The following is a 24,218-nucleotide window of genomic DNA, read 5'->3' as shown; positions in this document are numbered from 1 at the left end:
CAGCTTCGTCATTGGGAGGAGACAGGCAGAATAGAAGGGATACGCGGCGGGCGAAGCGATGTCGTCCGGTAGGGGACGTTGTCAGTTCACTATATTCCCCAGACGAAAGGCAGGGTTTCTCTACCGTGTCAGGGCGGTTGCACTGCGAGCGACGCGCGGACTGCAGAAGGGGGAGAATGTTCGTTCAGCCGATCTGCCGCCCAAGGCTGCCGCAGGCGGTGAAGACACGCATGAGATGGCTGGAGCGCTGGCGCTACCGCGTTCCTGTTACAGGGTTGCCAGAAAGCGTGGTCAGGACCGGGGGGATGGCGTCATGAAAGCGATCAGACCTGCTTCCAGAGCCTTGTGGAAAGCGGCCAGGGTCTCGTCACTGACATAATGCTCGATCCCCTCTGCATCGACCCGCACCGTCTCTTCGCTGATACCCAGAGCCCGGAGAAAATTCTCGACGATCTGGTGACGGTTCTTGGCCTGATTGGCAACATCCTGCCCCATTTCGGTCAGGAACACGCCCCGATAGGGGCGGCGATGCACGTAGCCCTCATTGGCAAGGCGGGTAAGCATCTTGGCGACTGTTGGCTGTGAAACCCCCAGGCGGGTTGCGATATCCACCTGCCTCGCCTCATGGCCTTCAGCCAGAAGATCGGCAATGAGCTCCACATAGTCTTCTATCAGGGCATTGCGCCGCGCCGCCCGATTGAGGCGAAAGCCTTCGGACTGCGTGTCGATATCGGGCAGGGTCATGTCACCTGCGCCGCTATCAGGCAGACCCGGCAAGGCAAACGCCTTCTCGCCCGGCTTTACATCCGCCTTTCCGCCTGCATCCTTGCCCGATCGTGTCTTGCCGCCATTCATGGGTTTCTCATCGCAGATTAGGCGGGCAAGCTCAACCGTGGCGCCCATAGGGCACAGCCCAAAAACAGGCGGCGTCATAGGGCCGTAGCCCCCCGTCATCACGTCACGGTGCCTGACTGCTCCCTGCCTGATCCGGCATTGTGCGCCGCCCGCGTGCATGTCATGTCTCTGGCCTCAGCCGGCTGTTTGGACCGGGTGATGAAGGGCCGATGTCTCGCGACTAATGTGGACCCCACGACAGAACAGGAAAAGGCAGGAAGGACAGGATATGGCCGATCTCGACAGCATCGTTGCCGAAATCGCGCGTGACATGCAGATGATCACCGAGCGTGGCCATGTGGCCGATTACATCCCGCCGCTTGCCTGCGTCGATCCTGCCAAATTCGGTATAGCGGTCATTGACGCCGGGGGCACCGCCCATGTGGCGGGCGATGCGGATGAAGCCTTCTCGATCCAGAGTCTTTCCAAGGTATTTGGCCTGACCCTCGCCCTTACGCTTGAGGGAAGTGAACTCTGGAGCCGCGTGCGTCAGGAACCTTCGGGAAGTGCCTTCAACTCGATTGTCCAGCTGGAGAGCGAGCACGGTATTCCCCGCAATCCGTTCATCAATGCCGGGGCCATCGTCATTTCCGATATTCTGGTCTCCCGGCTGGGTCGTCTGGGTGCGCGTCAGGCGTTGCTCGATTTTGCGCTTTCGCAGTCCGGCGCGCCACAGGGGCTGCATATCGATGAGAACATGGCCCGTCAGGAGCGCGATACGGGGTTTCGCAATGCCGCCCTCGCCAATTACATGCGTACTTTCGGCAATATCAGAAATCCGATCGAGGACACGCTCGATCTGTATTTTCACCAATGCGCGCTTACCATGTCGTGCCTTCAACTGGCTGAGATCGGTTGTTACCTCATGACGGGCGGGGTGGATCTGCGCTCGGGGCGGATGATCACTTCTGTGCCCGATGCCCGTACCACCATGGCCCTCATGATGATGTGCGGCCATTATGACGGGTCTGGTGCCTTTGCCATTCGGGTGGGGCTGCCGGGCAAATCCGGCGTGGGCGGCGGTATTCTGGCCATCGCGCCCGGGCTTGCTTCGGTGGCCGTGTGGTCGCCGGGGCTGAACAGCCAGGGAAATTCCCTGCTGGGAACGCTCGCGCTTGAGCGTTTGGTGCAGCGAACCGGCTGGTCGGTGTTCAACCCGTTCCCCCTCTCGGTTCAGACTATTCCCTGATTAATGCGTTAGGTCTGACAGGATGACGCTGCGCAGTGGTGTTGAAGAATGGAAGGAGAGTTACCGTCATGAGCCGTATTACCCAGTTTTCAACCATCGGGGCCCTGATGGCCGGACATCTGCAGGCTGAGCAGAAAATCGCATCGCTATGCGCCTGCCACGAGACCGGGTTCGGTCTCGGCTGTTCTGCCGAGCTCAATGGCGAACTCACGATCTGCGAAGGGCGTGTTTATGAAGCAACGGCGGGCGAGCCCCTGCATGAGTTGCCGCAGCACGACGCGGTTCCTTTCGTGCAGATAACGGCGTTTCGGCCTCAGCTTCAGGTCGAGGTCGAGAACATCACCCATGAGACGGCCTATGACAGGCTTTGCACCCTGATCGCGCCCGATAATGTCTTCATGGCGGTCAGCGTGACGGGGCTGTTCGACCATCTCGTGCTTCGCCGCCCCCATCGGGCCGCAGGTGAGAGCGATCAGCATCGCGATGTCGAGACTGTTGCCGCAAGCCAGAAAGTGGACAGGTTCGAGGGGATACGGGGCCGATTGATCGGTTTCTGGACGCCCGGTTTGTTCGGTCGTATTTCGGTTCCCGGCTTTCATTTCCATTTTCTCGACGATGAGCACCAGATAAGCGGGCATGTGCTGGAATTTGCCTCCAGTCATGCAACGCTCAGCGCGGAGGAAAAGCCGACCATCGAGATTACCAACCCGCAGAGCGACTCGTTCCGGAATCGAATCATTGATACAAGCAAGCTCGATGACATGATCCACCGTATCGAGAAATAACCCGTTTCGGGTCACAGGATGCAGGGCCGGACAGGCCGAACTGGTGAAATGCTCAGGCCGTGTGCTTGCCATGATAGTGTTCTTCGCCATCATGGGCACCTATTCGCTTTTCTGCCAGGTCTGACGCCATGCATCCGCTCGATCGTCTTGTCATCCTGCTCTATTTCGCAGGGCTATCTTTCCTGGTCTGGCGTGTCAGCCGCCGCTCTGTAGGCTCGTCGCGGGATTTCCTCTCTGCGCATCATGACCTGCCATGGTGGGCCCTGTGTCTCTCCCTTGTGGCGACCGAGACATCGACCCTGACATTCATCAGCATCCCGGGTATCGGCTATACGCAGGGAATGGTTTTCCTCGGTATTGCCGGGGGATATTTCATCGGGCGTGGCCTGGTCGCCCTGTGGTTTCTGCCGCGTTATGTCGAGGGCTCGATGACGAGCGCCTACACCGTACTGGGCGCCCGTTACGGGGCACCCATGCAGCGCCTGGCGTCCAGTGCATTTCTGGTCACGCGTTTCATGGCCGAGAGTATCCGCCTGCTTGCCGGCGCGCTGCCCATCGTCTGGCTGTTCACACAAAGCGGGCTGCCTGTGGGCCGCTGGGGCGTCCTGTCCGCCATTCTGGTTTTCACGTTGTTCTACACAATTCTTGGCGGACTTCGTGCGGTTGTGTGGTCAGACGCGATCCAGCTTGGCATTTACGGGTTTGGGGCGGTGTTTTGCGTGGTGTATGTCTGGCTCGGCATGGCAGGGCATGGCGCGCCGGGATCTGGTGCAGCAGGGCAGGGCTGGTCCACGGCGGTACAGGCGGGCAAGCTCGCGGTCTTTCATCCCCTGACCGCACAGAACTGGCTGGGTGACCCCTTCACCCTCGCCGCCTCCCTTTTTGGCGGGGCTGTGCTCTCCATTGCTTCTCACGGCACAGACCAGCTCATGGTGCAGCGTATTCTGGCAGCGCGTTCATTGCGGGAGGCCCGCATGGCCCTGATTGGCAGCGCTGTTGTGGTGGCGGCCCTGTTCGGGCTTCTCTCCCTTCTCGGGGTTCAGCTCTGGGTTGCCCGCGCAGGGCGCAGCCTTGCTGCGGATCATATGATGTCTTCCGACGCGCTTTTTCCTCATTTCATGATTGAGGCGTTACCCGCCGGAATTGCCGGTCTGCTCATGGCCGGGGTACTGAGCGCCACGATGGGGTCGCTCTCTTCCACGCTCAACGCCATGGCCGGGGCAAGCCTGACTGATTTCGGTCCGAGACCCCGTCGCTGGATCGAACAGGCGATGCACCATATCGGCTATCGGCCCGGCCCGCTCTCTGCGCCACGCTTCATGACCCTTTTATGGGGGGCTGTGCTGCTTGTCGGGGCGGCCCTGTTCACGATGGGAAGCAAATCGGCGGTTGTTCTGGGGCTTACCATCGCCGGGTGGTCCTATGGGCCAACACTGGGGGCGTTTCTCTGCGCACTTTTTTTGCCCGGCCTCGGGGCGCGGGCGGTCATGGCGGGATATGTCGCATCCCTTGCTTGCATGGCGCTGGTACTGATCGTTGGCCAGTTGCGTGGTATCGCGATTGCCTTTTCATGGCTTGTGCCACTGGGCATCCTGTTTCACCTTGGCGCAGCGGGACTGTATCGCGCTTTGGCGGGACAGCGCGCCGCTTGCCCAAAAGCCGCCAGTCAGGAGCCCCAACGTGACTGAAACACCGTCAGATATCCTTCCGCAGAAGCACGCTGTGGAGAAACTCCAGACGGAGCAGCAGGACCCGCGCTACGCCACGATCGAGCTTTGGCCAACGGCTACGATCCTCGATGCGCTGGCTGAAGCGCAGCTGGCGGCCACGGCGCTTGTCCGGGCGGCTGTTCCATCGCTTGAAGCGGTCGTTGAGGCGGCCCTGCCGCGTTTACGGCGGGGAGGAAGGCTCTTTTATGTCGGTGCCGGCACGGCGGGCCGGGTGGGTATGCAGGACGGGGTGGAACTGACCCCCACCTATGGTTGGCCGCCTGAAAAGCTGGTGATGCTGCTGGCAGGAGGCAGTGCCGCCGTATCGCAGGCCGCCGAGGGTGCCGAAGATGATGAGCAGGCGGCCTGTGCGGAGATGGACGCCAATCATGTAGGGCCCGATGACGTGGTGTTTGGCATCGCGGCGAGTGGCAACACGCCTTACAGCTGCGCGGCGCTTGGCTTCGCGCGCAGCAAGGGGGCGCTTACCATCGGGATAAGCTGCGTGGCGGAGGGACGCCTGCTGCGTGAGGCCGAACTTGGCATTGCGCTGCCAACAGGCGCCGAAGCGGTCGCGGGCTCGACACGGCTCAAGGCAGGGACGGCGCAGAAAGCAGCGCTCAACCTGCTTTCGACCACACTCATGATTCGTCTCGGGCATGTCTATCAGGGGTTGATGGTGGATATGCGTGTCACCAACGCCAAGCTGGCACGGCGTGCGATCGGCATGGTGCGCCGCATTGCCGGGGGAACTGACGCGGAGATCGGGAATGCGCTGAAACAGGCCGACGGCAACGTCAAACGCGCTGTGCTGCTCCGTCACGGCATGACGCTCGAAGAGGCCGAACTTGCCCTGAGGGTGCATGGGGGTGATCTGCATGCGATACTGGGGCGCAAGGCAGAGACCGATTCATGATCCCGTCCCGACAGGATGACGGGCCCCCAACGGGTCATAACGGCAGATTTGAAGGCACGGGCAGATTCCTGCGCGTGATCGGGCTGATGAGCGGTACATCGCTCGATGGGGTGGATGCTGCCCTGATCGAGACGGATGGCGTGAGCGTACGGTATCGCGGCGCTGCGCTCAGCCTGCCCTATGATGCCTCATTGCGTGAGCGTGTTTATGCCTTGTTCGGCCGGGCAGCCGCCTTTGCCGGTGAGACGCCCGAAGCCCTGCCGGAAGAATTCAGGGCGGTCGAGCGCGATCTGACCGACGCCCATGTGCGGGCCGTGCTGCAGGTGCTGGAGCAGGAAGGCGCGGCCGATCTTGTCGGGTTTCATGGCCAGACACTGTATCACGCGCCGGAACGGGGGCGGACATGGCAGATGGGCGATGCCTCTCGTCTGTCTTATCTGACCGGGCTGCCGGTCATCCATGATTTTCGTTCGGCCGATGTCGCGGCAGGCGGGCAGGGCGCCCCTTTGGCACCCTGGTATCATGCGGCCTGTCTGGGCGATATGCAGGGGCCAGTGGCGATCCTCAATATCGGCGGTGTGGCCAATATCACCTTCGTCGGGGCGGATGGGACCATTCTGGCAGGCGACACTGGCCCGGGGAACGCGCTGCTTGATGACTGGGCCCTGCGCCATACAGGCGTGGCGTGCGACCGGGATGGCGCTCTGGCACGTGCGGGGCGGGTCGATCAGGCTATTCTGGCCGGTCTGATGGCCGACCCGTTCTTTGCACGGCCCCTGCCCAAATCGCTGGATCGGCAGGCTTTTGCGATGGCGCTGGAGCGCGTGTCGGGACTGGCGGCAGAGGATGGCGCGGCGACCCTTGTGGCCTTCACGGTTCGCAGTATCGCCCAGAGCGCCCTGCCGGAGGTGCCGAGTGGCTGGTTCGTGTGCGGAGGCGGGCGTCACAATCCGTCGATCATGCAGGCGCTAGGCCAGACTTTGCCGGGCACTGTCGCGCCGGTGGAAGCGCTAGGGTGGAATGGTGATATGGTCGAAGCCGAGTGCTTTGCCTTTCTCGCCATGCGCAGCTTGCGCGGCTTGCCGCTCTCATCGCCCGGTATCACAGGGGCGCCCGGTTTCGGCTCGGGGGGCAGGCTGAGTTGTTCAGCGCTCGTGTCCTCGTCGGTTCTTGGAGGGGCGTTCGCCCGCTGAAGGTGTTTCGGGGGTGGGGCTGCGCGTTCTTTCATCGTGCCACTCCGGCCATCCCCAAGGCGTGATGCGGATCATGACTGACCCCGATTGACACTCTGTGCAGGCTGGTGCGTTGATGACCTGTAGCAAAGGATGGAACGAGCATGGGCAAATTGATGGCATTTCTGGTGGGCGCACTCGCTCTCACTTCCTGTAACGGGATCGATCATGCGGCCTGCGCCAATGATCCGACGGCCACCTCCTATCAGGTGACGAGCGCAAAATCGGTCCTGCACACCTGCAACTGACCCTGCATTTCCCGGCTGGCCGGCGTTCGCGCAGGCTGCCGGCCTTGCTTCAGCCGGTCTCCATGATCAGCGGCGCAACTCTGGCCGTGCCTTAGGTCATAGGACCGGAGATGCGATGATTTCTCGCTATTGTCAGTAGAAATTCACGTTGCTGAAATATTAACAAATCAGACCAAAAATAGTCATCAAACTATAGTTTGATACGCGGGAACCCCTCGCACAAAGTGCCGCCCGATATCGCAAGCGTAACGACACGCATGCCGTCACAGTATCGGAACCGGGTTATGTCGCGTCCTATTTCCTGCAAAATGGCTTCTCTGCTCGCGTCTGGCGCTCTTGTGGCCCTGCTTCCGCCGCGACCCGCCTGGGCTGTGCATCATGCCCCCCATTCGGCGCATAAGGGCATGCCCGTCAGTTCAGGCATACGGCCTGCGGCAAGCCGGGCCAAACGGCATGAGTCGGTAAAGGGACAGGATGAAAACGTCAGAGTCTCTGGGCGTCGTGCCGTTCTGGGGGGCGGCTTGATGGCGCGGCAGACCGTTGCGCGTTCGATCAGTACGGTGACGCAGGAATATATCGCGAGGCAGTCGCCGCTGGTCAATCCGGGCGTGCTGGTCTCCAGCCTGCCGGGCGTACAGGGTAATAACGAGGGACCGCTCAGCACGAGCTCGGAGACAATTCATATCCGTGGTCTCGACCAGACCCAGATCGGCATGATCTATGAAGGCATGCCACTGGCTGATCCTTTCACCTATAGCGCCTATACATCGGCGATGGTGGATAACGAGGATCTGGCGAATGTCTCGGTCAGCCAGGGATCATCGGACCTTACGGCGCCAACCTATAATGCCGATGGCGCCCAGATGACCATGAGCCTGCGTCATCCCTCGGACCATTTCGCTCTATACGCCGAAGGCTCAGGTGGAACGCACAGCACCAACAAGGAATTTGTACGCGTCGATACGGGCGAGCTGGGCCATAGTGGTGTGACTGGTTTCGTTTCCGGCTCGTATTCCAGCGGTAATCTGTGGCGTGGCCCCGGAAGTCTCTATCGCTGGCATCTGGACGCAGCGCTTTTGAAACACTGGACGGCCAAAAGCAGCTCAGAGGTGATTTTCGGTTATAATTATGCAAACCAGACGGAGTGGGTCTATCCCAATCTCGCGCAATGGCATCAATATGGTACGGGCTATAATACGCATGGTCAGTATACACCGGGAGACACGCTGTATTACAAGTTGAATACCAAGGCCACCAATGCCGTGGTCGGCACCATCAAGAATCATTTCGATCTGGGGAGCGGCTGGTCGCTTGATGCCCAGCCTTACGCCGTCGAGACTTATGGTCCCAATAATTATGGCGCGAATATCCCTGTGACGAACGGGTATCGGGGTACCGAGAAATATGCTGTTCTGGATGGCTATACGCCGCAATCCGGCACGATCACGGCCATCAGCATTCACCCCTGGGTACAAACCTCAAGCGGGCTGAACATGATCGCTGCCTGGCACCGTGGCATCAATACGCTGAAATTTTCCTACTGGTATTCCTATGCCGTGCATACCGAGTTCCAGAACCATTATCCGGTCAATGCCATGGGGCAGTACACGCAGAATAACGGCTATCTGACTGTGGGTGGAAAAGCGGTCACCCAGTATGACATCAACGGCTTCCAGCAGCTCAACGCGCTCGGCATCGAAGATCAGATTAAGCTGTTTCATGACCGCCTGACCATTGATGCGGGTTTGCGCGCCAATATGATCTCGCGCCAGTTCACTGAAGATCTGCCCGGATCGACCCCGTACAAATCGACCAAGAACATGTTCATCCCTGCGCCGCAGGTGCTCATCAGCTATCAGATCGACCCCGATAACCAGATCTATGTGAACGGCACCACAGGTTATCGCGCCCCCTCATCGTTTCAGGCGCAGGTGCCGGTCTATACCTTCACGACGCCCGTACCTGTCACGCAGCCTCTGGCAAATTTCACGCCCGAATACATGATTGGCGAGGAAATTGGCTTCCGGCATTATGGGCCGGTCATGCTGAGTGTGGCGGGCTTCAACTACAATCTGACCCATCACCAGATCAGTTCTGTCTCCTATATTCCTGGGACTAGCATCCTCACCTCGCAGCCTATCGATGCCGGGGGTGAATCAGCGCAGGGCGTGCAGGCTGAGCTTTCGACCCGTCCCTGGCATCATTTCAGCGCCTATGCCTCGGGTCAGTACATGCACACCCGTATCGGCAATAATATCGCCTATATGGGCGATATCCTGCCCACCAAGGGGAAGCAGGAGGTGGCTTCTCCCAAATTTCTCGGAGCGCTCGGACTGACCTTCGATGACGGCACGACGTTCGGCAATTTTAATTTCCGTTACTCCGACTCCCAGTATTCAACCCTCATGAACGATCAGGGCATCCCGTCCTATTTCACGGCCGATGCCTCGATCGGCCGTTATCTGCCCCGCTTCGGGCATGTAAGACCCAAGGCGATGCTCAGCCTGATGAACATCGGCGATGTGCATTATCTGTCATCCATCACGGGTTTCACGCCGAGCGCTGCGAGCCGGATCAAGGGGCTGGGGGGCAAGACGCTTGTCGGGTCTCAGCCCGCCTATGCCGTAGGGACCGGCTTTGCAGCCATCGCGACCGTGTCTGCTACCTTCGAGTGAAAGGCAGACGGAACACGGCGATGTGAGAGCCTGCATGCGGAACATGCAGCGCGTCGCAGCCTTTCTTTTGGCAATCACTGCGAAAGGCTGTTCCGACCCATGAGCCAGGCTCTCATTATCCACGCGCCCCATGATCTGCGCCTTGAGACATTCGAGACGCAGCCCCTCCAGGCCGGTGAAGTCATGGTGCGGGTCGAGGCAGGGGGTATCTGCGGATCGGACCTGCATTACTATCATCACGGCGGCTTTGGCGCGGTGCGCATCAGGCACAAGATGGTGCTCGGTCATGAAGTGGCTGGACGCATTGCGCAAAAGGCCCCGGATGTGCAGGGGCTCGAAATCGGTGATGTCGTGGCCGTCAATCCGGGTCTGGCCTGTGGCCATTGCGCCATGTGTCTGGCGGGACTGTCCAATCACTGCACCGATATGCGGTTTTATGGCAGTGCCATGCGCAACCCGCATGTGGATGGTGCCTTCAGGCGGGACCTTGTCTGCAAGGCCGTTCAATGCGTCAGGGGGCATCACAAATCACCGGCCGATCTCGCCTTGGCCGAGCCCTTCGCCGTTGCGCTCCACGCTGTCAGACGGGCGGGCGCACTGCTTGGCAAAAAGGTGCTGATCACGGGGGCAGGGCCGATCGGAACGCTCGTGGCGGTTGCCGCCCGGCTGAATGGTGCGAGGCGGGTGATCGTGACCGATATCCTCTCCGAGCCGCTCGCAATAGCGCGCAAGGCTGGCGCAGATGAGGTGATCAACGGGCGGGAAGAGCCTGATGCGCTGGCGGCGCTCAAGGGGCAGGTGGATGTGATGATCGAGTGCTCAGGCAATGAGCAGGCGCTCAGAAATGGTATCAATCTGATGAGCCCTTGCGGGACGATCGTTCAGCTTGGTCTTGGTGATGATGTGACTCTGCCGCAAAGTCGTATCGTGACGGGCGAGCTGAACTGGGTGGGGTCATTCCGTTTTCGTGAGGAGTTTTCCCTTGCAGTCGAACTCATCGATAGCGGCAGGGCCGACCTCTCGGCCCTCGTCACGCACCGCTTCGCGCTTGAGAGAGCGGAAGAAGCATTCGATCTGGCCTCGAACCGCAAGGAGGCCATGAAAGTGCTGCTCACGCTCTAGGCTTGATCCCGTCAGAAGGCTGCGGCGATCGACCCGATGAACTGCCTTGGCGATGCGACAAAGAGATTGCTGTTGTTATCGCCCGATACCGATGCCGCGCCATACACGCCACCGATGTAATTCTTGTCAAAGAGGTTGGTGACGCCAAAGCTTGCCTTGAAATGCTCGGCAAAGCCAATGCGGCCGAAATCATGAGCAAGAGTCAGATTGGCGAGCCAGTAGGACGGAATGCTCAGATCATTGAGAAATGTCATGGGTCGTGAGCTGATATAGTTCACGTTGAAATTGAACTGTGTCGCACGCCATGTGTAGGCCAGATTGGCCTTGTACATATAGGCTGGATAATACACCTGACGCTTGCCCTTCAGGCTATAGATCTGACCGCCGTAATTGATGCCCGTTCCCTGATAGCGCGCATTGTTCCAGCTGAAGCTGTTGGTGATTTCGAGCCCCTTGACCGGACGGATGGCACCGAGGATATCGACCCCATCCATGGTTTCGCGGCCGACATTCATATAGGCATTGCGCGTGTTGTTCGATGTGCCTTCGGTGATCGAAGCCAGACGATTATAGTAATCTGTATGATAGTAGTCGACTGTACCGGTGAAAAAACTGGTGTCGTAGCGGTAGCCCACGACGTAATTCCATGTCCGCTCGGGCTTGAGAATTTTCTTGTTCGCGTCAAACACCTGTTGCGCGGGCTGCGAGGCATTGCCGAGCCCGCCCCAGGCTGTGCCGGAAGCGACCTGCGAGTAGTAGTCATAGGCGCGCAGGTTTTCGGCAATATCCCAGTAGATCTCATGATGATCGAGGAAATGATAATCGAAGCTGAAATGGGGCAGGAAGGCGCCTGATGCCGTCAGGGAGCCACTGGCAGGGCGTCGATAATAGGTGTTCCAGCCCTCAGCCTTGAGGCGCTGCGTATAGTCATTTTTCGTGCCGCCATGCGTGGTCTGGGTGAGTGATTTGAAACCCGCCAGCAGTGTCATACCCCTGATGATGGTCCAGCGATCCTGCAGGAAGAACTGGAAACTGTTCGAGTTATAAGTGTTCTCGAACCACGTGGCCCCTGTTCCCTTCCTGAGGTCGGACATCATGTTGTGGGCGCTGGTTGGGGTGTCCTCGTACAGGCGTGCGTTGTAGATCCAGCGATTGTTTTCATACCACAGCCCACCCTCGACGAGATTATGATGCGGCGCTTCGTAGGAAAGCTTCTGCGTAAAGCCGATGCGCTGCATGCCGGCATGGGCCCTTTGCAGCGCCATGGGAACACCACTCACCGTACCATCCGCCAGAAGCATGGGCACACCGTAGCTTGGTGACGTCACGAAATTATTCGTGCCGCCATAAACGCCGCTGGCCACATTGCCATAGGCCACCGTGTCAGAATGCAGGCGCGTAGAGATATCGAAATGACCGTTGACCGAGGACAGGTAGCTACGCTGGATCTGGGAGCCATCCCATGCGTAATTCCCTACCTCGCTGTTGGAGAGAACGCCCTCATAGCCGGGCGGCACATCATCGGTGAACTGGGCATAATAGGCCCAGAGCTTCGCCTTCTCGTAATCGGGTTTGAGGTAGGTGGTATCGCGCCCGAGACGCTCCCACATGTTTTTCGTCAGGCTCAGATAATTGGCCTGGGTGAAATTGCCGAACCCGAAGAACCCGGTGATCTTGCCGTGGTCTCCCACAGGCTGCACGAGTTTGGCATCGGCCTGTAATTCGCGCTGATAGCCTTCGCCCTTCCAGAGTTTGCTCTCGGTGCGGGCAAAGGACGCATAGAATTTCGTACCGCTCGGGTTGAGGATGCCGCTATCGGCCCTTCCATAGGTGCGAAAGGCGTTATAACTGCCAAAGCTCTGACTCACCCGACCGCCGGCCTTGTCCGCAGGGTCGGAGGATGTGTACGTCATGGCGGCGCCCAAAAGCTGCCCCGAGAACGTATCAAGTGAGCCTGCGCCCTGCGAGATGGTCATCCCCGCCAGATCATCCTGAATCATGGCCTGGGTGATCGATACGCCGTTCTGGTTGGTAAAGCCCTGCGTGCCGAGCGGTATGCCGTCAAGCGTTGCGCCGATCTGTGTCTGCGTGAAGCCGCGCACGTAAAAGGTATTGGCGGCGGTATCGAGGCCGAAAGCATCGGACGACGTGAAATTGGCCCCCGGTGTAGTGAGAGAAAGGACCTGCATCGGGTTCGTGCCGGGAATGAAACGATCCATGACGCTGCGCGAGATCGCGACTTCGGCAGCATGGCTGCGCAGGCGCTTGCCGCTGACAGAGATCGACTCTTTCTGCGCAGGGACGGCCAGGGCAGCAGTCTTTCTGGCCGTTCCGGGTGTCTTCTTACGTGCCGAAACGGATTTTTCCGCCTTCTGGCTGGCGTGAGACGCGGCCATGACAAGAGAAGGATTGTAGCCGAGAGATATGAATACCATGAGGAAAGTGCCAGAACGGAGTCTGTTGTCTGGTATCATCACTTTCCATCGACGCATGATCGCTTTTTCCGTAATCAGTTTCTTTCTAATTACGATAAAATGACGATATCGAAATGGTCAATCGCTTTTCGTTACGGGAAGTCACCAAATTTCCAGGTTCGTGCCGGGGTCTCAGGCAAGTGCGCCTGCGTCACGCTCTCTCGCTGGCACCGACAATCAGGCCTTGCCTGTCCACCACCAGCACCCCGATTTCACAGTCTGGATAATCAAGCGTTTTGCGGGCGGTGGCGCAGGCCGCTTCGGCAATGAGGTTGCCCAGCCTTTCATCAGCGAGGGCGGCGTAGCCCTGCGCGATGGTCTTGGCTGCGTCGAGTTGTGCCATGCGGGAGGCGGATAAGCCCAAAGGCGCGGCAATGCTGCGCAGTGCGGCCGGATTGGCCAGGGTGCGGCTGGAATGCAGATCGAGATGGCCCTCAGCCAGCTTGGTCATCTTCGCGATACCGCCAGCGAGGGTCAGGCGCGGCACCGGATGCCGATGGAGATATTTCAGCAAACCACCCGCAAAATCACCCATCTCGATGAGGGCGGCCTCGCTTACTCCGTAGCGCAACCGCGCAGCATTTTCCGAGGTCGCACCGGTGCTCGCCACGATATGGGGGAGATTGAGAGCGCGTGCGACATCGATGCCGCGATGGATCGAATGGATCCAGGCCGAGCAGGAATAGGGTATGACAATGCCGGTCGTTCCCAGAACGGAGAGACCGCCAATGATGCCAAGGCGAGCATTCAGCGTCTGTATGGCCAGCGCCTCACCATCGGCAATTGAGACCGTCACGATGGCATCCGCCCCTTCTGGTGTGACCTGCAGGAGCGCTGAGCGGATCATCTGTCGGGGCACCGGGTTGATGGCGGGCTCCCCCGGCGGCAGGGGCAGGCCGGGCTGGGTGATGGTGCCAACGCCTTCGCCAGCGCGAAACGTGACACCCGTGCCCGCAGAGGCTTGCTCTACCGTCACGCGCATTATGGCACCATGGGTTACATCCGGGTCGTCACCGGCATCCTTGATCACACTGGCCCATGCGGTTCGGCCGTCTTTCCCATGCCCGTTGAGCGCAAAACAGGCTTCCTTGCCGCCGGGCAGGCTGATCGTCACCGGGTCGGGGCAGATATCGTGCCGCAGCAGAGACCAGGCTGCCTTGGCTGCTGCCGTAGCGCAGCTTCCGGTTGTCCATCCGCGACGCAGGGCCGTGGCTTGCGTCATGACGGCGTTGGCTCCTCTCATTGCGGGGGAGGACATACCTCCTGTTGCAGGTCTGTGTGTTCTTTACATAGACGGCCCCGCGCCGCCAGTGCGGCATGGCAGACCGACGGCAACGGAAAGGCGCACGTCTTGTCTGGTGCGCTCAACAATGCGGACGTAACAATTCTCTCTGTATTAGCTGGATAACACGGCTATGGTTGGGGGCTTCTCCTGCAAGAAGGAAACACTGACCATTCCCGCACCCGTTCTTCTCACCATTGTTGTGGTTCTCGCTCTCTTCCTTGTCTTCTGTCTGTTGTTCGGCGGGATCATGATCGTGCCGGGGCGGATGGTTTACGTCACCGAGTTTCTCGGCAAGCCGCAGCGCAAGCTTCTCGAAAGCGGCCTTCACTTCCGTATTCCGTTGCTGACACGCGTTTCGTACAAGGTGTCCCTCCAGCAGATGCAGGTAGAGACCTCTTCAGAGGTCAAGACGCTCGATGACGTGTTCATCGAGATACGCTGGGTGCTGCTTTACAGTGTCCGTGATGATAGCGAGGCCGTGTTCAACTACGCCTACAAGGTATCGCAGCCCGTCAAGCGTCTGGTCTTTCGGGTAGAGAATGAAATCCGGCAGATTGCGTCCACTATGACGCTGGCCGCGCTCTACTCGCAACGCAACGAGATTGCCCGCCGCGTCATTGCCGATCAGGTAGCCGATGCCCTTGAATCGGGTCTCGATATCCATGGCGTTACGATCGAGCAGCCCATGCCACCGCGCGAGATTCAGGAGGCCATGAACAACAAGCTGGCCGCCATTGCGCGCAAGGACGCTGCGCAGGCTGAAGCCGAGGCTGAAATGGTGCGGCGCGTCGGTATTGCCCGCGCCGAGGCCGAGAGCAAGAAGCTGCAGGGTGAGGGTATCGCCAATGAACGCAAGGCGATAGCAGCGGGGTTTGCCGAGGCGGCAGAGCTGTTCCGCCAGAGCGTGCCGGGTGTGAGTGAAGAGGCGATCCTGACCCTCATGCAGAATGTCAATCAGGCCGATATGGTGGTGACCGCCAGCCGCTCGGGCAAGGCAACCGTTATCTTTGTTCCAACCGACATGAATGTCGGGCAGATCGCTGCGGCCACGTCAGGGCAGTTCGTCTCATCAAACGTCTGATCTGCGCGTGACAGATGCGGCTCAGGGGGGTGTGGGGTGTCCCTGACCGTCATCAGGGGCGTCGGTCAGGGTGTCGAGAAAATCCACAATCCTGTCGCGTTCGGCCTCCGTCAGGGCAGGTTTGTCACGCGGCCCGAAAGGCGCGTCATTCCTGTCGATATTGGCGCGGTATTGCCTGGGCAGATCGTCATAAAGGGCGACCGTTCCGTCTCTGTTGCGAGGATAGAAGCGCGCGGGCTCGATATCGCGCAGCACATAGAAATCCATCACCTCACGCAGGGAGGTGAACACGCCATTATGGAAAAAATGCCGACGCGTGGCGCTGTTGCGCAGTGAGGGGGTGCGAAAGAACCCGCAATAGCCGGAAGCGGCGCCGATATCGGTCCGCCCGGCAGCGCACAGGCCCAGATCCACACTGCCGGGCAAGGCGAGTTTCTGTCGTGGCGCGGCTAGGGCCTCGTATTGATGATCGGTAAAAAGCGGTGGTCGCCCCTCCGCATCGACCGTGCTGAGATGACAGGCGGCGCAATTTCCCTTTTCCGGATTATTGAAGAGTGTCAGACCCTCGGCTTCATGAGGTGTCAGACGCGCCTTGCCCTCAAGCCAGGCATCATAGCGGCTGGAGTAAGGGTGAAAGCCGGGGGACTCGATCTGGTACCGGGCAAGGGCAAAGAGGGCCTCTGCGACCAGCATGTCATCGGAGGCTGAGCCACCGACCAGCGCCATCAAAGAATTCGTGTAGGGTGCATGACGCAGGCGCTGAACGACATCAGCCTGCGTGGCGGCCATTTCGCGCGGATCGAAAAGGGGTCCTGCTGCCTGCGCCTGTAGCGTATCGGCCCGGCCGTCCCAGAACAATCCGCCCTGAGGCACGAGGGCCAGGGCAGAGGCCGCCGTGTTGCCTGCAGATTTGGCCGCGTGCGGCGCATCCGGGCCTGCCTGCGCAGGAGCGGCGGGTGCGGCCTCACTGGTGGCATCATCCGGCCCGACACTGAAGGGCGGCTGGCGCTCCCGATAGGTGAGAGACGGTACCGCCCTCACGCCGGCAGCCTGCATCGTCCGTCCACCGCGGGCAAACACACGGTCATCATCGGGCGCGTAATGAGCCTTTGGCACATGGCAGGAAGCGCAGGAAAGCTGCCCCGACCCCGAGAGTTTGGGGTCGTTGAACAGATCGCGGCCCAGTCGGGCCATCGCGGAAAGGGGCGCTGTTACCGGACGCAGCAGTGTGACAGGGCAGGGATTGCTGCCATCGGCACGGATGCTGCATTCAGGTGCGGCGCTTTGCGGGGTGGCAAGGGCCAGACCGGGATGACATCCCAGCATCCAGACGGCCCCGATCCAAAGCGGAAAAACCCGCTTGATCAGACGGGCACGCCAGCCTTGCAAAGGCCTTGGTGCGTCAGTGCGGGATGCAGTGGGTGCAGGCGATTTTTCAGAAGACCGTCGGCGCATCATGCAGGATCGAGCCGTCTCTTGGGGCGAGATAGAGCGGCGACAGGTCGGGCTGTCCCTTGAAGTCGAACAGCGTATCGAGGTCGTTCGCGTCCTGATCGAATGACCCGCCACCAAGGCGCGCCCCGGCAAGCCAGTTATTTTCGATGAAGCGCAGGACTGAACTCTGGGTCAGCAGGGTATGGTCAATCGCATTACGGCGTGCCCAAGGGGAGAGAACCAGAAGCGGCGTCCTCGTGCCCGGACCGCATCGCCCGTTGACCGGTTTGCCCTTCAACCCGGCTGGGGCAGGCGCGTTGCCGCACTGGCCGGGGCCATCCAGCTGATCGGCCTGCGGATCATGAGAGCTGTGCTCGGGTTTGACGAAGGTATGGTCATACCAGCCATCGGAGTCATCATAGGCAATGATGATGGCCGTGTCTTTCCATTCAGGACGGGACTGGATGAAATTGACAAGACGCACCACGCCTTCCTGCTCGTCCAGCGGGTTGGAATAGCCCGCATGGGCATCCTGAAAGGCGGGAAGTTTGAGGAACGATACCGCAGGCATATGACCGGCCCGTGTGGCGGTGATGAAATCCTCAAGATCATACTGGTGGTTGGCGGGGTCTTTCGTCCTGCCGTCCATGCCAAGCGTCTGTCCAATGGCCGCAACACCCGAAGGGCGCAGATGTTTGGGATTGGCGGTGGAGGGATAATACTGGAACCAGTTGTGATGAGGAATGTAATCCACCACTGTCTGGGCGACGATGCTCGAATAGGTGGCGCGCTGGCACCCGGTTGTCCCGTTGCGGTTGCGGGCAGACAGGTCGAACCCGGCCATGAAGCCGCCCCAGCTTACGCCTTTTGCCGTCAGCAGATCACCGATATTGCGGCCTTCCATCCAGACCTGCTCACCGGGAAGCGAACAGACATCCCCACTGGGGTCGATATCGTTGATCATGGTCATACTGCCCTGACCGTCATTGATGAACGGCGAGACGGCCTTGACCGTTGAAGGCTGCTGCGACGAGGCCGTAATATGCAACCCATTGGTCTGACCCGAGACGATTTCAAGCGCGCCGGGCGTGGAGGGGCCATAGGTGTCGGTAAAGGCATTGTCGCTCATGGCGAAACGCTGTGCGTAGCGCCAGAGTGCTGTTACTGTGTTCCCATCAAAATAGCCCATGACCTGCCCCCGCGTGGCAAAAGCCCCGACACCGCCGGGTGAGGCCCTGCCGGTATGGAGCGGGAACAGGTCGGCCTTGCCGCCATTATAGGCCATCTGCTCGGCCGTGTAGCCGTGATTCTGGTCGGCCGTGCTGGCCTGCGTCCGGTCCAGCCGGAAAGGCAGTGCTGCGTCCGCACCATTCGCCGGGTTGGTGTTGGGGTTATGGGTCAGAAGATTGGCGCGCAGAAGGGTATTGGCAGGCGGTGTGCCAAGCTGCGGTAGAAAGATCGGCTCCCCCTCCAGATTGGCTGCCTGGGGATAGGTGGCGAAATAATGATCGAAGGAAACGTTTTCGTCAAAAATGACAACCACATGCTTGATGGGTGTCCTGGTCTGGAATCCTGCTGCCGCATCATTGGCGGTCTGTGCCTGTGCTGGTTTCGCAACAAGGCTAGGGCTCAGGCAGGTCAGGGCGAGAAGGGCAACGGCGAGAGAACGTGTCGGACGAATCATGGTCAACGGCGATAACATCTGTGTGGCGAGGAGAGAAGCGGCCTCTTGTCTGAAACGTGGGACCGGATGTAAGGCGGATTGCGCCTCAGGTCTGGTCATCCTCTCGCAGGGGCTCTTCATCCAGAGCCATGAGCGCGCCGCGACGCGATTGCATGGAAATGGCTGTCAGACGGTGCTCCCGCCATGCCGCAACCAGCGTCTGGCGCCAGCGATCTGAAGGGGCTGAGAATCTGTCGTGCTGAAGCTGAAGTTCCATTGACCTGCTCCTTTTCCAGAAGAGTGCCGGGTTACGGCGCCTCGATAAAGGATTCCCGCCAGCCAGTGTGTGACCGTTGCATGAATTTGCCTGAGTACAGGGCCCATTGATCTGGGTGGGCAGATCTGACTCAGGCTCTGCGAGGAGGCTGGGTATAAGCACCCTGTATTGGCTGACGGACGAGCATATGGCTCGTATGGAGCATTCCTTCTGAAAAGCCCTGGCAGGCCGCGCGTCGATAATCGGCGCGCATTCAGCGGGATCATCTTCGTGAACCGCAACGGGCTGCGCTGGCGGGAGGCATCCCGGAAACATGAATTCCCCAGGACGCTCTACAATTGCCGGAAGCGCTGGGGGGGGGGGGGCTGCCCGGGGTTTTTTGCCCGCATGATGAACGGCCTGGCTACTGGCAGGTCGGGCCATCAGACGATCATGATCGAGGCAACCTGTCTGAAGGCGCACCGCACGGCCGGCAACCTGCGGGCTGAAAAGGGATGCGGGCTGCCTGATCGGGCGAACGAAGAGGGCATGGACACGACGTTGCACGCGATTACCGACAGGAACGGCCAGCCGCTCAGCCTATTCATGGCAGCAGGCTCGATCGGTGATCGCACAGATGCCGCGGCCCTGCAGAACAGTCTTTCCGCGGCGGAATGGCTTCTGGCCGATTGCGGCTATAACGCCGACTGGTTCAGAGACGGACTGGAAGAAAAACGGATCAGATCCTGCATTGCAAGCCGGAGATCCCGCACGACGCCCGTGAGCTCCGGCAAACGTCAGTACCGGCGCCGCAATCGTATCGAGATCATGTTCGGCCGGCTCGAGGGTTGATGCTGCGTCGCCACACGCTACGACAGATGCCCGACCGTGTTCTTCTGCGGCACCTGCCTTGCCGCTACCGTCATGTTCTAACTACAAGGCCTGAGCCTGAACATCCAGGTATCACTAGAAATTACAGACTGCATCTTACTGATCATGAACAGCCATGCAAACCCACCTTATTTTCAGGATATAACGGGTTTAAGTTGCCCACAGATTTAGATTGCCTGAAAAATTGCAGATGCAGGTCCAAAACCGGGCTATTGGTCTATAAAAAGGCATCGAATGCTGAGTGCGTCGAGGCGACATCGGCAATTATTGAAAAATATTTCTTTATTTTGAAGTAAAGAAATTATTTTTTCTCGTAGCAGATATTTACGTATTTGAATAACCAATATCATATAAATTATCTACATATAGTTAATAAAAATTTCATCAAATACCCATGTATCTGTTTGTAGTCGGATGGGGTTCTCACGGCTGTGTGCATCGTGCTAAGCTCACGATAATAGATTGAACTGAAGTATCGATAGGTTGCGACGCACGTGGCGCGTGTAAGATATTCTGCCATTGAAAGACCGAAGCAGTCGCTATCATAATAAGAAGGAATATCAGATGTCAGTTGTGGTAAGCAGTGGTGCGTCTGCATCGGTCAGTAGCACTCTAAACACGAGAGCCGCAGTGGTGCGCGCAACGTCGGGTCCCACAACATACGAAACTTCTGTTCGTATCAATTCGATGTCCAATGGTGGAACGATTTCGGGATCTGCCTGGACCGATAGTAGTGGTACTTTTCATATCCAGGAATATTACTATCGTCTGGGTTCGGTCACTCTATCTGGGGCAACGGCGGTTGGTTACGGTGCCTTGATGGTCGATGGTACCGGCGTGGGGCAGAACCTGAGTGCTACCGCTAGCGGCGCCTTGATAGGAATAGGTGGAACGCTGAACAACGCCGTGGTGAAAGCGCCCGATGCCGCAATTTTTGCTTTGAAAGGTGCGGTCGTTAATGGTTATCAGGTTGATTCGGGTGGCCGAGTTTACGCTGGCAATGTGAGTGGAACCGAGGCTGGCAACATATTGACGGCGAAAGGCCTGACCGACCTTGGTGGGCCGGGAGCTCTTTCAGGAGGCACGGTACTAACCGGCGGCACCAGCTATATTCTCCCTGGTGGAACTGACACGAAATCCATAATCCAAGGTGAGCAATATGTCTCATCTGGAGGGAAGACTGTAAATAATACAGTCAATTCGGGGGGTGCGCAAAATGTCTATTGGAGCGGAACGAGCGTCAGTACGTTTGTGGCCAGCAGTGGTACTATTGTGGCGAGCTCTGGTGCGACGGTCACAGTGCCAACTATTTCGGGCGGCCAGGTTTTTCTAAATCAAGGGGCGATACAGCTTGGGGGTGTGGTTCTTGCTCATGGAACGTTGACGGTCTCGAGCGGCGCAATCGTGTCGGGGGCTTCTGTTGGCGCTGGTGGCACAGAACTCGTCATGTCCGGCGGCATCAATTCGGGCGGTAGCGTCCTTACCGGGGGAACCGAGATTGTATATTCAGGAGGCTCTGCCGACAGCCTGAGCGTAGGATCTGGCGGATCGCTTATCCTCCAAGCGGGCTCGATTCTGACAGGAACCAACATTACCTCCGGCGCTGTCATAGATGTTGACTGGATGCAGTATGTCTCTGGTGGAACAGTTCACCTGAACGGAAATACACTTACTGTCACTCAGGGGGGTAATACATGGACTACGACATTCAATGGAACATTCAAAGATTCTGATTATTTCATTCTATCGGAAGATTCGGACGGCAGTACAATATTGACCTTTATATGTTATCTGGCCGGCACGATGATACGCACTGCTGCCGGCGAGAAGGCAGTAGAGGACTTCGAAATTGGCGACGAAGTTGTGACCTATGAAGATGGCCGTGAGGTTATCAAGACCGTTACATGGGTGGGTGAAAAAACAGCGCAGATCAGGAGAGATCTACCTCTGGATCGGGCAGGATATCCTGTCTGTATCATGGCGAATGCGATTGCGCCTGGGGTCCCAAGTCAGGACTTGTTCGTAACCCCTGAGCATTGTATGTATTTCGAGGGGGGATTTGTTCCGGCACGTATGCTCGTGAACGGCCGAACAATCTATTACGATACCAGCGCAAGCACTTATAAATACTATCATATCGAAACGTCATCGCATTCTGTGCTCTGGGCGAATGGGGCTTTGAGCGAAAGTTACCTCAATACGGGCAATCGTAGAGAGTTTACTCAAAACGGTAATATCGTCCGGTTTGCTGGTGATACGGCTTCGAGTTGGGCCGACGACGCTGCAGCACCCCTCCTAACTTCGCGTCATGAAGTCGAGTCTCTCTTTGAACAGTTGCTTGAAAGAGCAGTGTCAATGAATGTGACACCACGCGAGGCCCAGTCGAATCTGACTCAGGATATGGATCTTCATCTTGTTACTCCTGCCGGGCAACGCATCGATTTCACACGCTCTACCGAAGGCGGACGATTTGTGTTCGTTATACCAGGAGGCGTTGATGAGGTCCGCCTGGTCTCACGTTTCGCACGTCCCAGCGACGTTCATGGGTCCTTTGTTGATGACCGACGTGTTCTTGGCGTGCTGATAGCAAATATTGAGCTTTGGACGCATGGCGGACGTGCTGATCTTGACCATCTCATGACGCATGAGGGGCTCCCGGGGTGGAATAACGTGGAGGACGGAAATGCACGTTGGACCACTGGAGATGCGCTTTTGAAGCTCCCTGATCTGGGTAGCACGGAACAATCAGTTCTTTCGTTCGAAGTCCGGGCAGGTGGCCCTTATACCCTTCACGACAGTGAGCCTCGGCTGCTGTCCGCCAAATGAAAAAGGGCGCCAGACGATATGATCAGGTCTGGCGCTGATTGCCTTTCAACCCGGCTTGATAAATATGAAGAGGTGTTGCCTAGATGTTCGGTCGCTTGACGCTTCGCAGTATAGGCAAGTCACCAGATCAGATAGCAGTGAGTTCACTTGGTTATGAGATCACCTATCAACAGTTAGAGCGGGATATTACGTGTGTTGCAGCTGCGCTGCATGCGCTGCTTGAGTTGTCTCCCAAAGTTGTCGCAATCAGCTACGCTGATAAGTATGTGCATTTGGTATTCATTCTTGCGCTCGCACGGATTGGTGTACCATCTGCATCATTGCTCGATCTGGAAGGGGTGAGATTCCACAAGGAACTCGATCTCATCCGGCCTGACCTCATCATAACTGATCGCGACATACGCTCCGTGACGACGCGTCAGCTCTTATTGGACACGCCGTGGTTCGAACAGGCTCGGCGCTGGAGCGGTACGGCCCCGCCGCCGGCAGTTGTGCATCCGGATCAGGTTGTGCGCGTTGCTGTAACAGATGGAACGAGCGATCTTCTCAAACGCCTCGATTTGACGTCTTCATACATCGAGATCTCGGCGTACCACATTTATTTTGAAGGTGTTTTTGGGCGCGGCTTCGAAATAGATGATCTACGAGTGATTCCTGTATTGTCATTTTCTACGGCGACAGGATTTTTGACGGTCATATCCTGTCTGCTGGCAAAAATTCATGTGCATATTCTGGATGCAAGCCAGCTTGGCATAGCTTTCAGTCAAAGGAAAACCACAGCGGCATTGATTTCTCCAAGACATGCCGAGGCAATTATCTCGCAATTGCCACCAGGCATGCAGCCTATGCAGAATCTTTATTTGACGATCGTTGGCGGTAAGACTCCCTCAGCCTTGAGAAAGTTGATCAGGGATAAGCTGACGCCAAACGTAGAAATTGTCTACGGCGCCGATGAGTGTGGTGCAATTGCCTCGATCTCACGTGACGATCTGCCGGACTCTGCTGTTGGCAAGGTTCTGCCATGGGTGGGGCTTGAGCTGGTTGACGGTCATGGCAGGGTAGTCGGTGCTCAGAGCCTGGGGGAAGTCAGAGTATGTGGTACGGGAATCGTGCGTGAACGAAGTAACTCTTCGGGAAACGCCAATGACCAGTTCAGGGATGGATGGTTTTACACCGGTGACCTGGGATATCTCGATGCGGAGAACATTCTGCATATAACGGGACGTATTGACGATTTGATCAGCCTCGGAGGCGATAATTTTAATTTCGCAGAGATTGACCGTCATATACTTGACTGTGAGGGGGTCAAAGAATGCGCGATGTTTACTGTGCCTGACACCCTCGGTATGTCGATGCCTCATGTGGCTCTTGTCGCTGAGGATAATTTCTCACTGGATCACCTTTCCTTCTGGATACGAAAAGTCTTCCCCACGCTGCCGCCGGTCACTGTCATATGGGTAGACAATATTCCCCATCTTCAAAATGGCCGCCCCGACCGCCTGTTGCTCTCGCAACTTCTTCAGGTTGCATAAACAAAA

At 58.2% G+C, this 24,218-nt stretch carries 17 protein-coding genes and 1 pseudogene; 12 read left to right on the top strand and 6 right to left on the bottom strand.

Annotated features, from left to right (window positions below; genetic code table 11):
• Positions 1-291: 291 nt before the first annotated feature.
• The gene (gene mntR, locus ACWNRM_RS06995; protein ID WP_485170200.1) at positions 292-744 is read right to left on the bottom strand and encodes a manganese-binding transcriptional regulator MntR; all 453 of its coding nucleotides are present in this window, start codon (positions 742-744) and stop codon (positions 292-294) included.
• A 379-nt stretch (positions 745-1,123) separates the two neighbouring features.
• Here mntR and ACWNRM_RS06990 point away from each other — a divergent pair, with 379 nt between their 5' ends.
• The 8 genes from ACWNRM_RS06990 (at position 1,124) to ACWNRM_RS06955 (ending at position 10,770) form a co-directional block, all read left to right on the top strand.
• Positions 1,124-2,083: a glutaminase gene (locus tag ACWNRM_RS06990; protein WP_485170120.1), complete on the top strand. Its 960-nt coding sequence runs from the start codon at positions 1,124-1,126 to the stop codon at positions 2,081-2,083.
• Between the two features lie 68 nt (positions 2,084-2,151).
• The gene (locus ACWNRM_RS06985) at positions 2,152-2,868 is read left to right on the top strand and encodes an acetolactate decarboxylase (protein WP_485170121.1); all 717 of its coding nucleotides are present in this window, start codon (positions 2,152-2,154) and stop codon (positions 2,866-2,868) included.
• Between the two features lie 128 nt (positions 2,869-2,996).
• Entirely contained in the window at positions 2,997-4,556 is a 1,560-nt protein-coding gene (locus tag ACWNRM_RS06980) for a sodium:solute symporter (protein WP_485170122.1), read from the top strand.
• The gene (locus tag ACWNRM_RS06975) at positions 4,549-5,493 is read left to right on the top strand and encodes an N-acetylmuramic acid 6-phosphate etherase (protein WP_485170123.1); all 945 of its coding nucleotides are present in this window, start codon (positions 4,549-4,551) and stop codon (positions 5,491-5,493) included. Before ACWNRM_RS06980 ends, ACWNRM_RS06975 begins: the two co-directional genes overlap by 8 nt.
• Entirely contained in the window at positions 5,490-6,686 is a 1,197-nt protein-coding gene (locus ACWNRM_RS06970) for an anhydro-N-acetylmuramic acid kinase (protein ID WP_485170124.1), read from the top strand. Before ACWNRM_RS06975 ends, ACWNRM_RS06970 begins: the two co-directional genes overlap by 4 nt.
• A gap of 143 nt (positions 6,687-6,829) precedes the next feature.
• The gene (locus tag ACWNRM_RS06965; RefSeq protein ID WP_023979983.1) at positions 6,830-6,973 is read left to right on the top strand and encodes a hypothetical protein; all 144 of its coding nucleotides are present in this window, start codon (positions 6,830-6,832) and stop codon (positions 6,971-6,973) included.
• Positions 6,974-7,257: 284 nt separating this feature from the next.
• Entirely contained in the window at positions 7,258-9,648 is a 2,391-nt protein-coding gene (locus tag ACWNRM_RS06960; RefSeq protein ID WP_485172181.1) for a TonB-dependent receptor, read from the top strand.
• A 99-nt stretch (positions 9,649-9,747) separates the two neighbouring features.
• Positions 9,748-10,770: an L-idonate 5-dehydrogenase gene (locus ACWNRM_RS06955; RefSeq protein WP_485170126.1), complete on the top strand. Its 1,023-nt coding sequence runs from the start codon at positions 9,748-9,750 to the stop codon at positions 10,768-10,770.
• Positions 10,771-10,781: 11 nt separating this feature from the next.
• On the opposite strand, the gene ACWNRM_RS06950 is transcribed toward ACWNRM_RS06955, so the two are convergent.
• Both ACWNRM_RS06950 and ACWNRM_RS06945 read right to left on the bottom strand, forming a co-directional pair.
• Complete coding sequence (locus tag ACWNRM_RS06950; protein WP_485170127.1) at positions 10,782-13,205, bottom strand: TonB-dependent receptor domain-containing protein; 2,424 nt, start codon at positions 13,203-13,205, stop codon at positions 10,782-10,784.
• A gap of 190 nt (positions 13,206-13,395) precedes the next feature.
• The gene (locus tag ACWNRM_RS06945; protein WP_485170128.1) at positions 13,396-14,466 is read right to left on the bottom strand and encodes a cobalt-precorrin-5B (C(1))-methyltransferase; all 1,071 of its coding nucleotides are present in this window, start codon (positions 14,464-14,466) and stop codon (positions 13,396-13,398) included.
• A gap of 193 nt (positions 14,467-14,659) precedes the next feature.
• On the opposite strand from ACWNRM_RS06945, the gene ACWNRM_RS06940 reads away from it, so the two are divergent.
• A complete protein-coding gene (locus ACWNRM_RS06940; protein WP_485170129.1) occupies positions 14,660-15,610 on the top strand; it encodes an SPFH domain-containing protein in 951 nt (316 codons plus the stop codon).
• A 21-nt stretch (positions 15,611-15,631) separates the two neighbouring features.
• Here the strand turns inward: ACWNRM_RS06940 and ACWNRM_RS06935 are convergent, their stop codons facing one another.
• From ACWNRM_RS06935 to ACWNRM_RS06925, 3 genes are all read right to left on the bottom strand, one after another.
• Entirely contained in the window at positions 15,632-16,936 is a 1,305-nt protein-coding gene (locus ACWNRM_RS06935; protein ID WP_485170130.1) for a cytochrome-c peroxidase, read from the bottom strand.
• A 109-nt stretch (positions 16,937-17,045) separates the two neighbouring features.
• On the bottom strand, positions 17,046-18,728 hold the full coding sequence (locus ACWNRM_RS06930; RefSeq protein ID WP_485170131.1) for a phospholipase C: 1,683 nt from the start codon (positions 18,726-18,728) through the stop codon (positions 17,046-17,048).
• A gap of 85 nt (positions 18,729-18,813) precedes the next feature.
• Positions 18,814-18,984, bottom strand: a complete 171-nt coding sequence (locus ACWNRM_RS06925; protein WP_485170132.1) for a hypothetical protein — start codon at positions 18,982-18,984, stop codon at positions 18,814-18,816.
• A 154-nt stretch (positions 18,985-19,138) separates the two neighbouring features.
• Between ACWNRM_RS06925 and ACWNRM_RS06920 the strand changes: the two are divergent.
• From ACWNRM_RS06920 to ACWNRM_RS06910, 3 genes and pseudogenes are all read left to right on the top strand, one after another.
• A pseudogene (locus tag ACWNRM_RS06920) lies at positions 19,139-19,896 on the top strand (IS5 family transposase).
• A 477-nt stretch (positions 19,897-20,373) separates the two neighbouring features.
• On the top strand, positions 20,374-22,680 hold the full coding sequence (locus tag ACWNRM_RS06915; RefSeq protein ID WP_485170133.1) for a Hint domain-containing protein: 2,307 nt from the start codon (positions 20,374-20,376) through the stop codon (positions 22,678-22,680).
• An 83-nt stretch (positions 22,681-22,763) separates the two neighbouring features.
• A complete protein-coding gene (locus ACWNRM_RS06910; protein ID WP_485170134.1) occupies positions 22,764-24,212 on the top strand; it encodes an AMP-binding protein in 1,449 nt (482 codons plus the stop codon).
• The last annotated feature ends 6 nt before the right edge of the window (positions 24,213-24,218 follow it).

It is taken from the genome of Asaia sp. A2, assembly GCF_057319415.1.
Note: the sequence above shows the minus strand (reverse complement) of the source record. Positions and strands in the feature narration are given on the sequence as shown.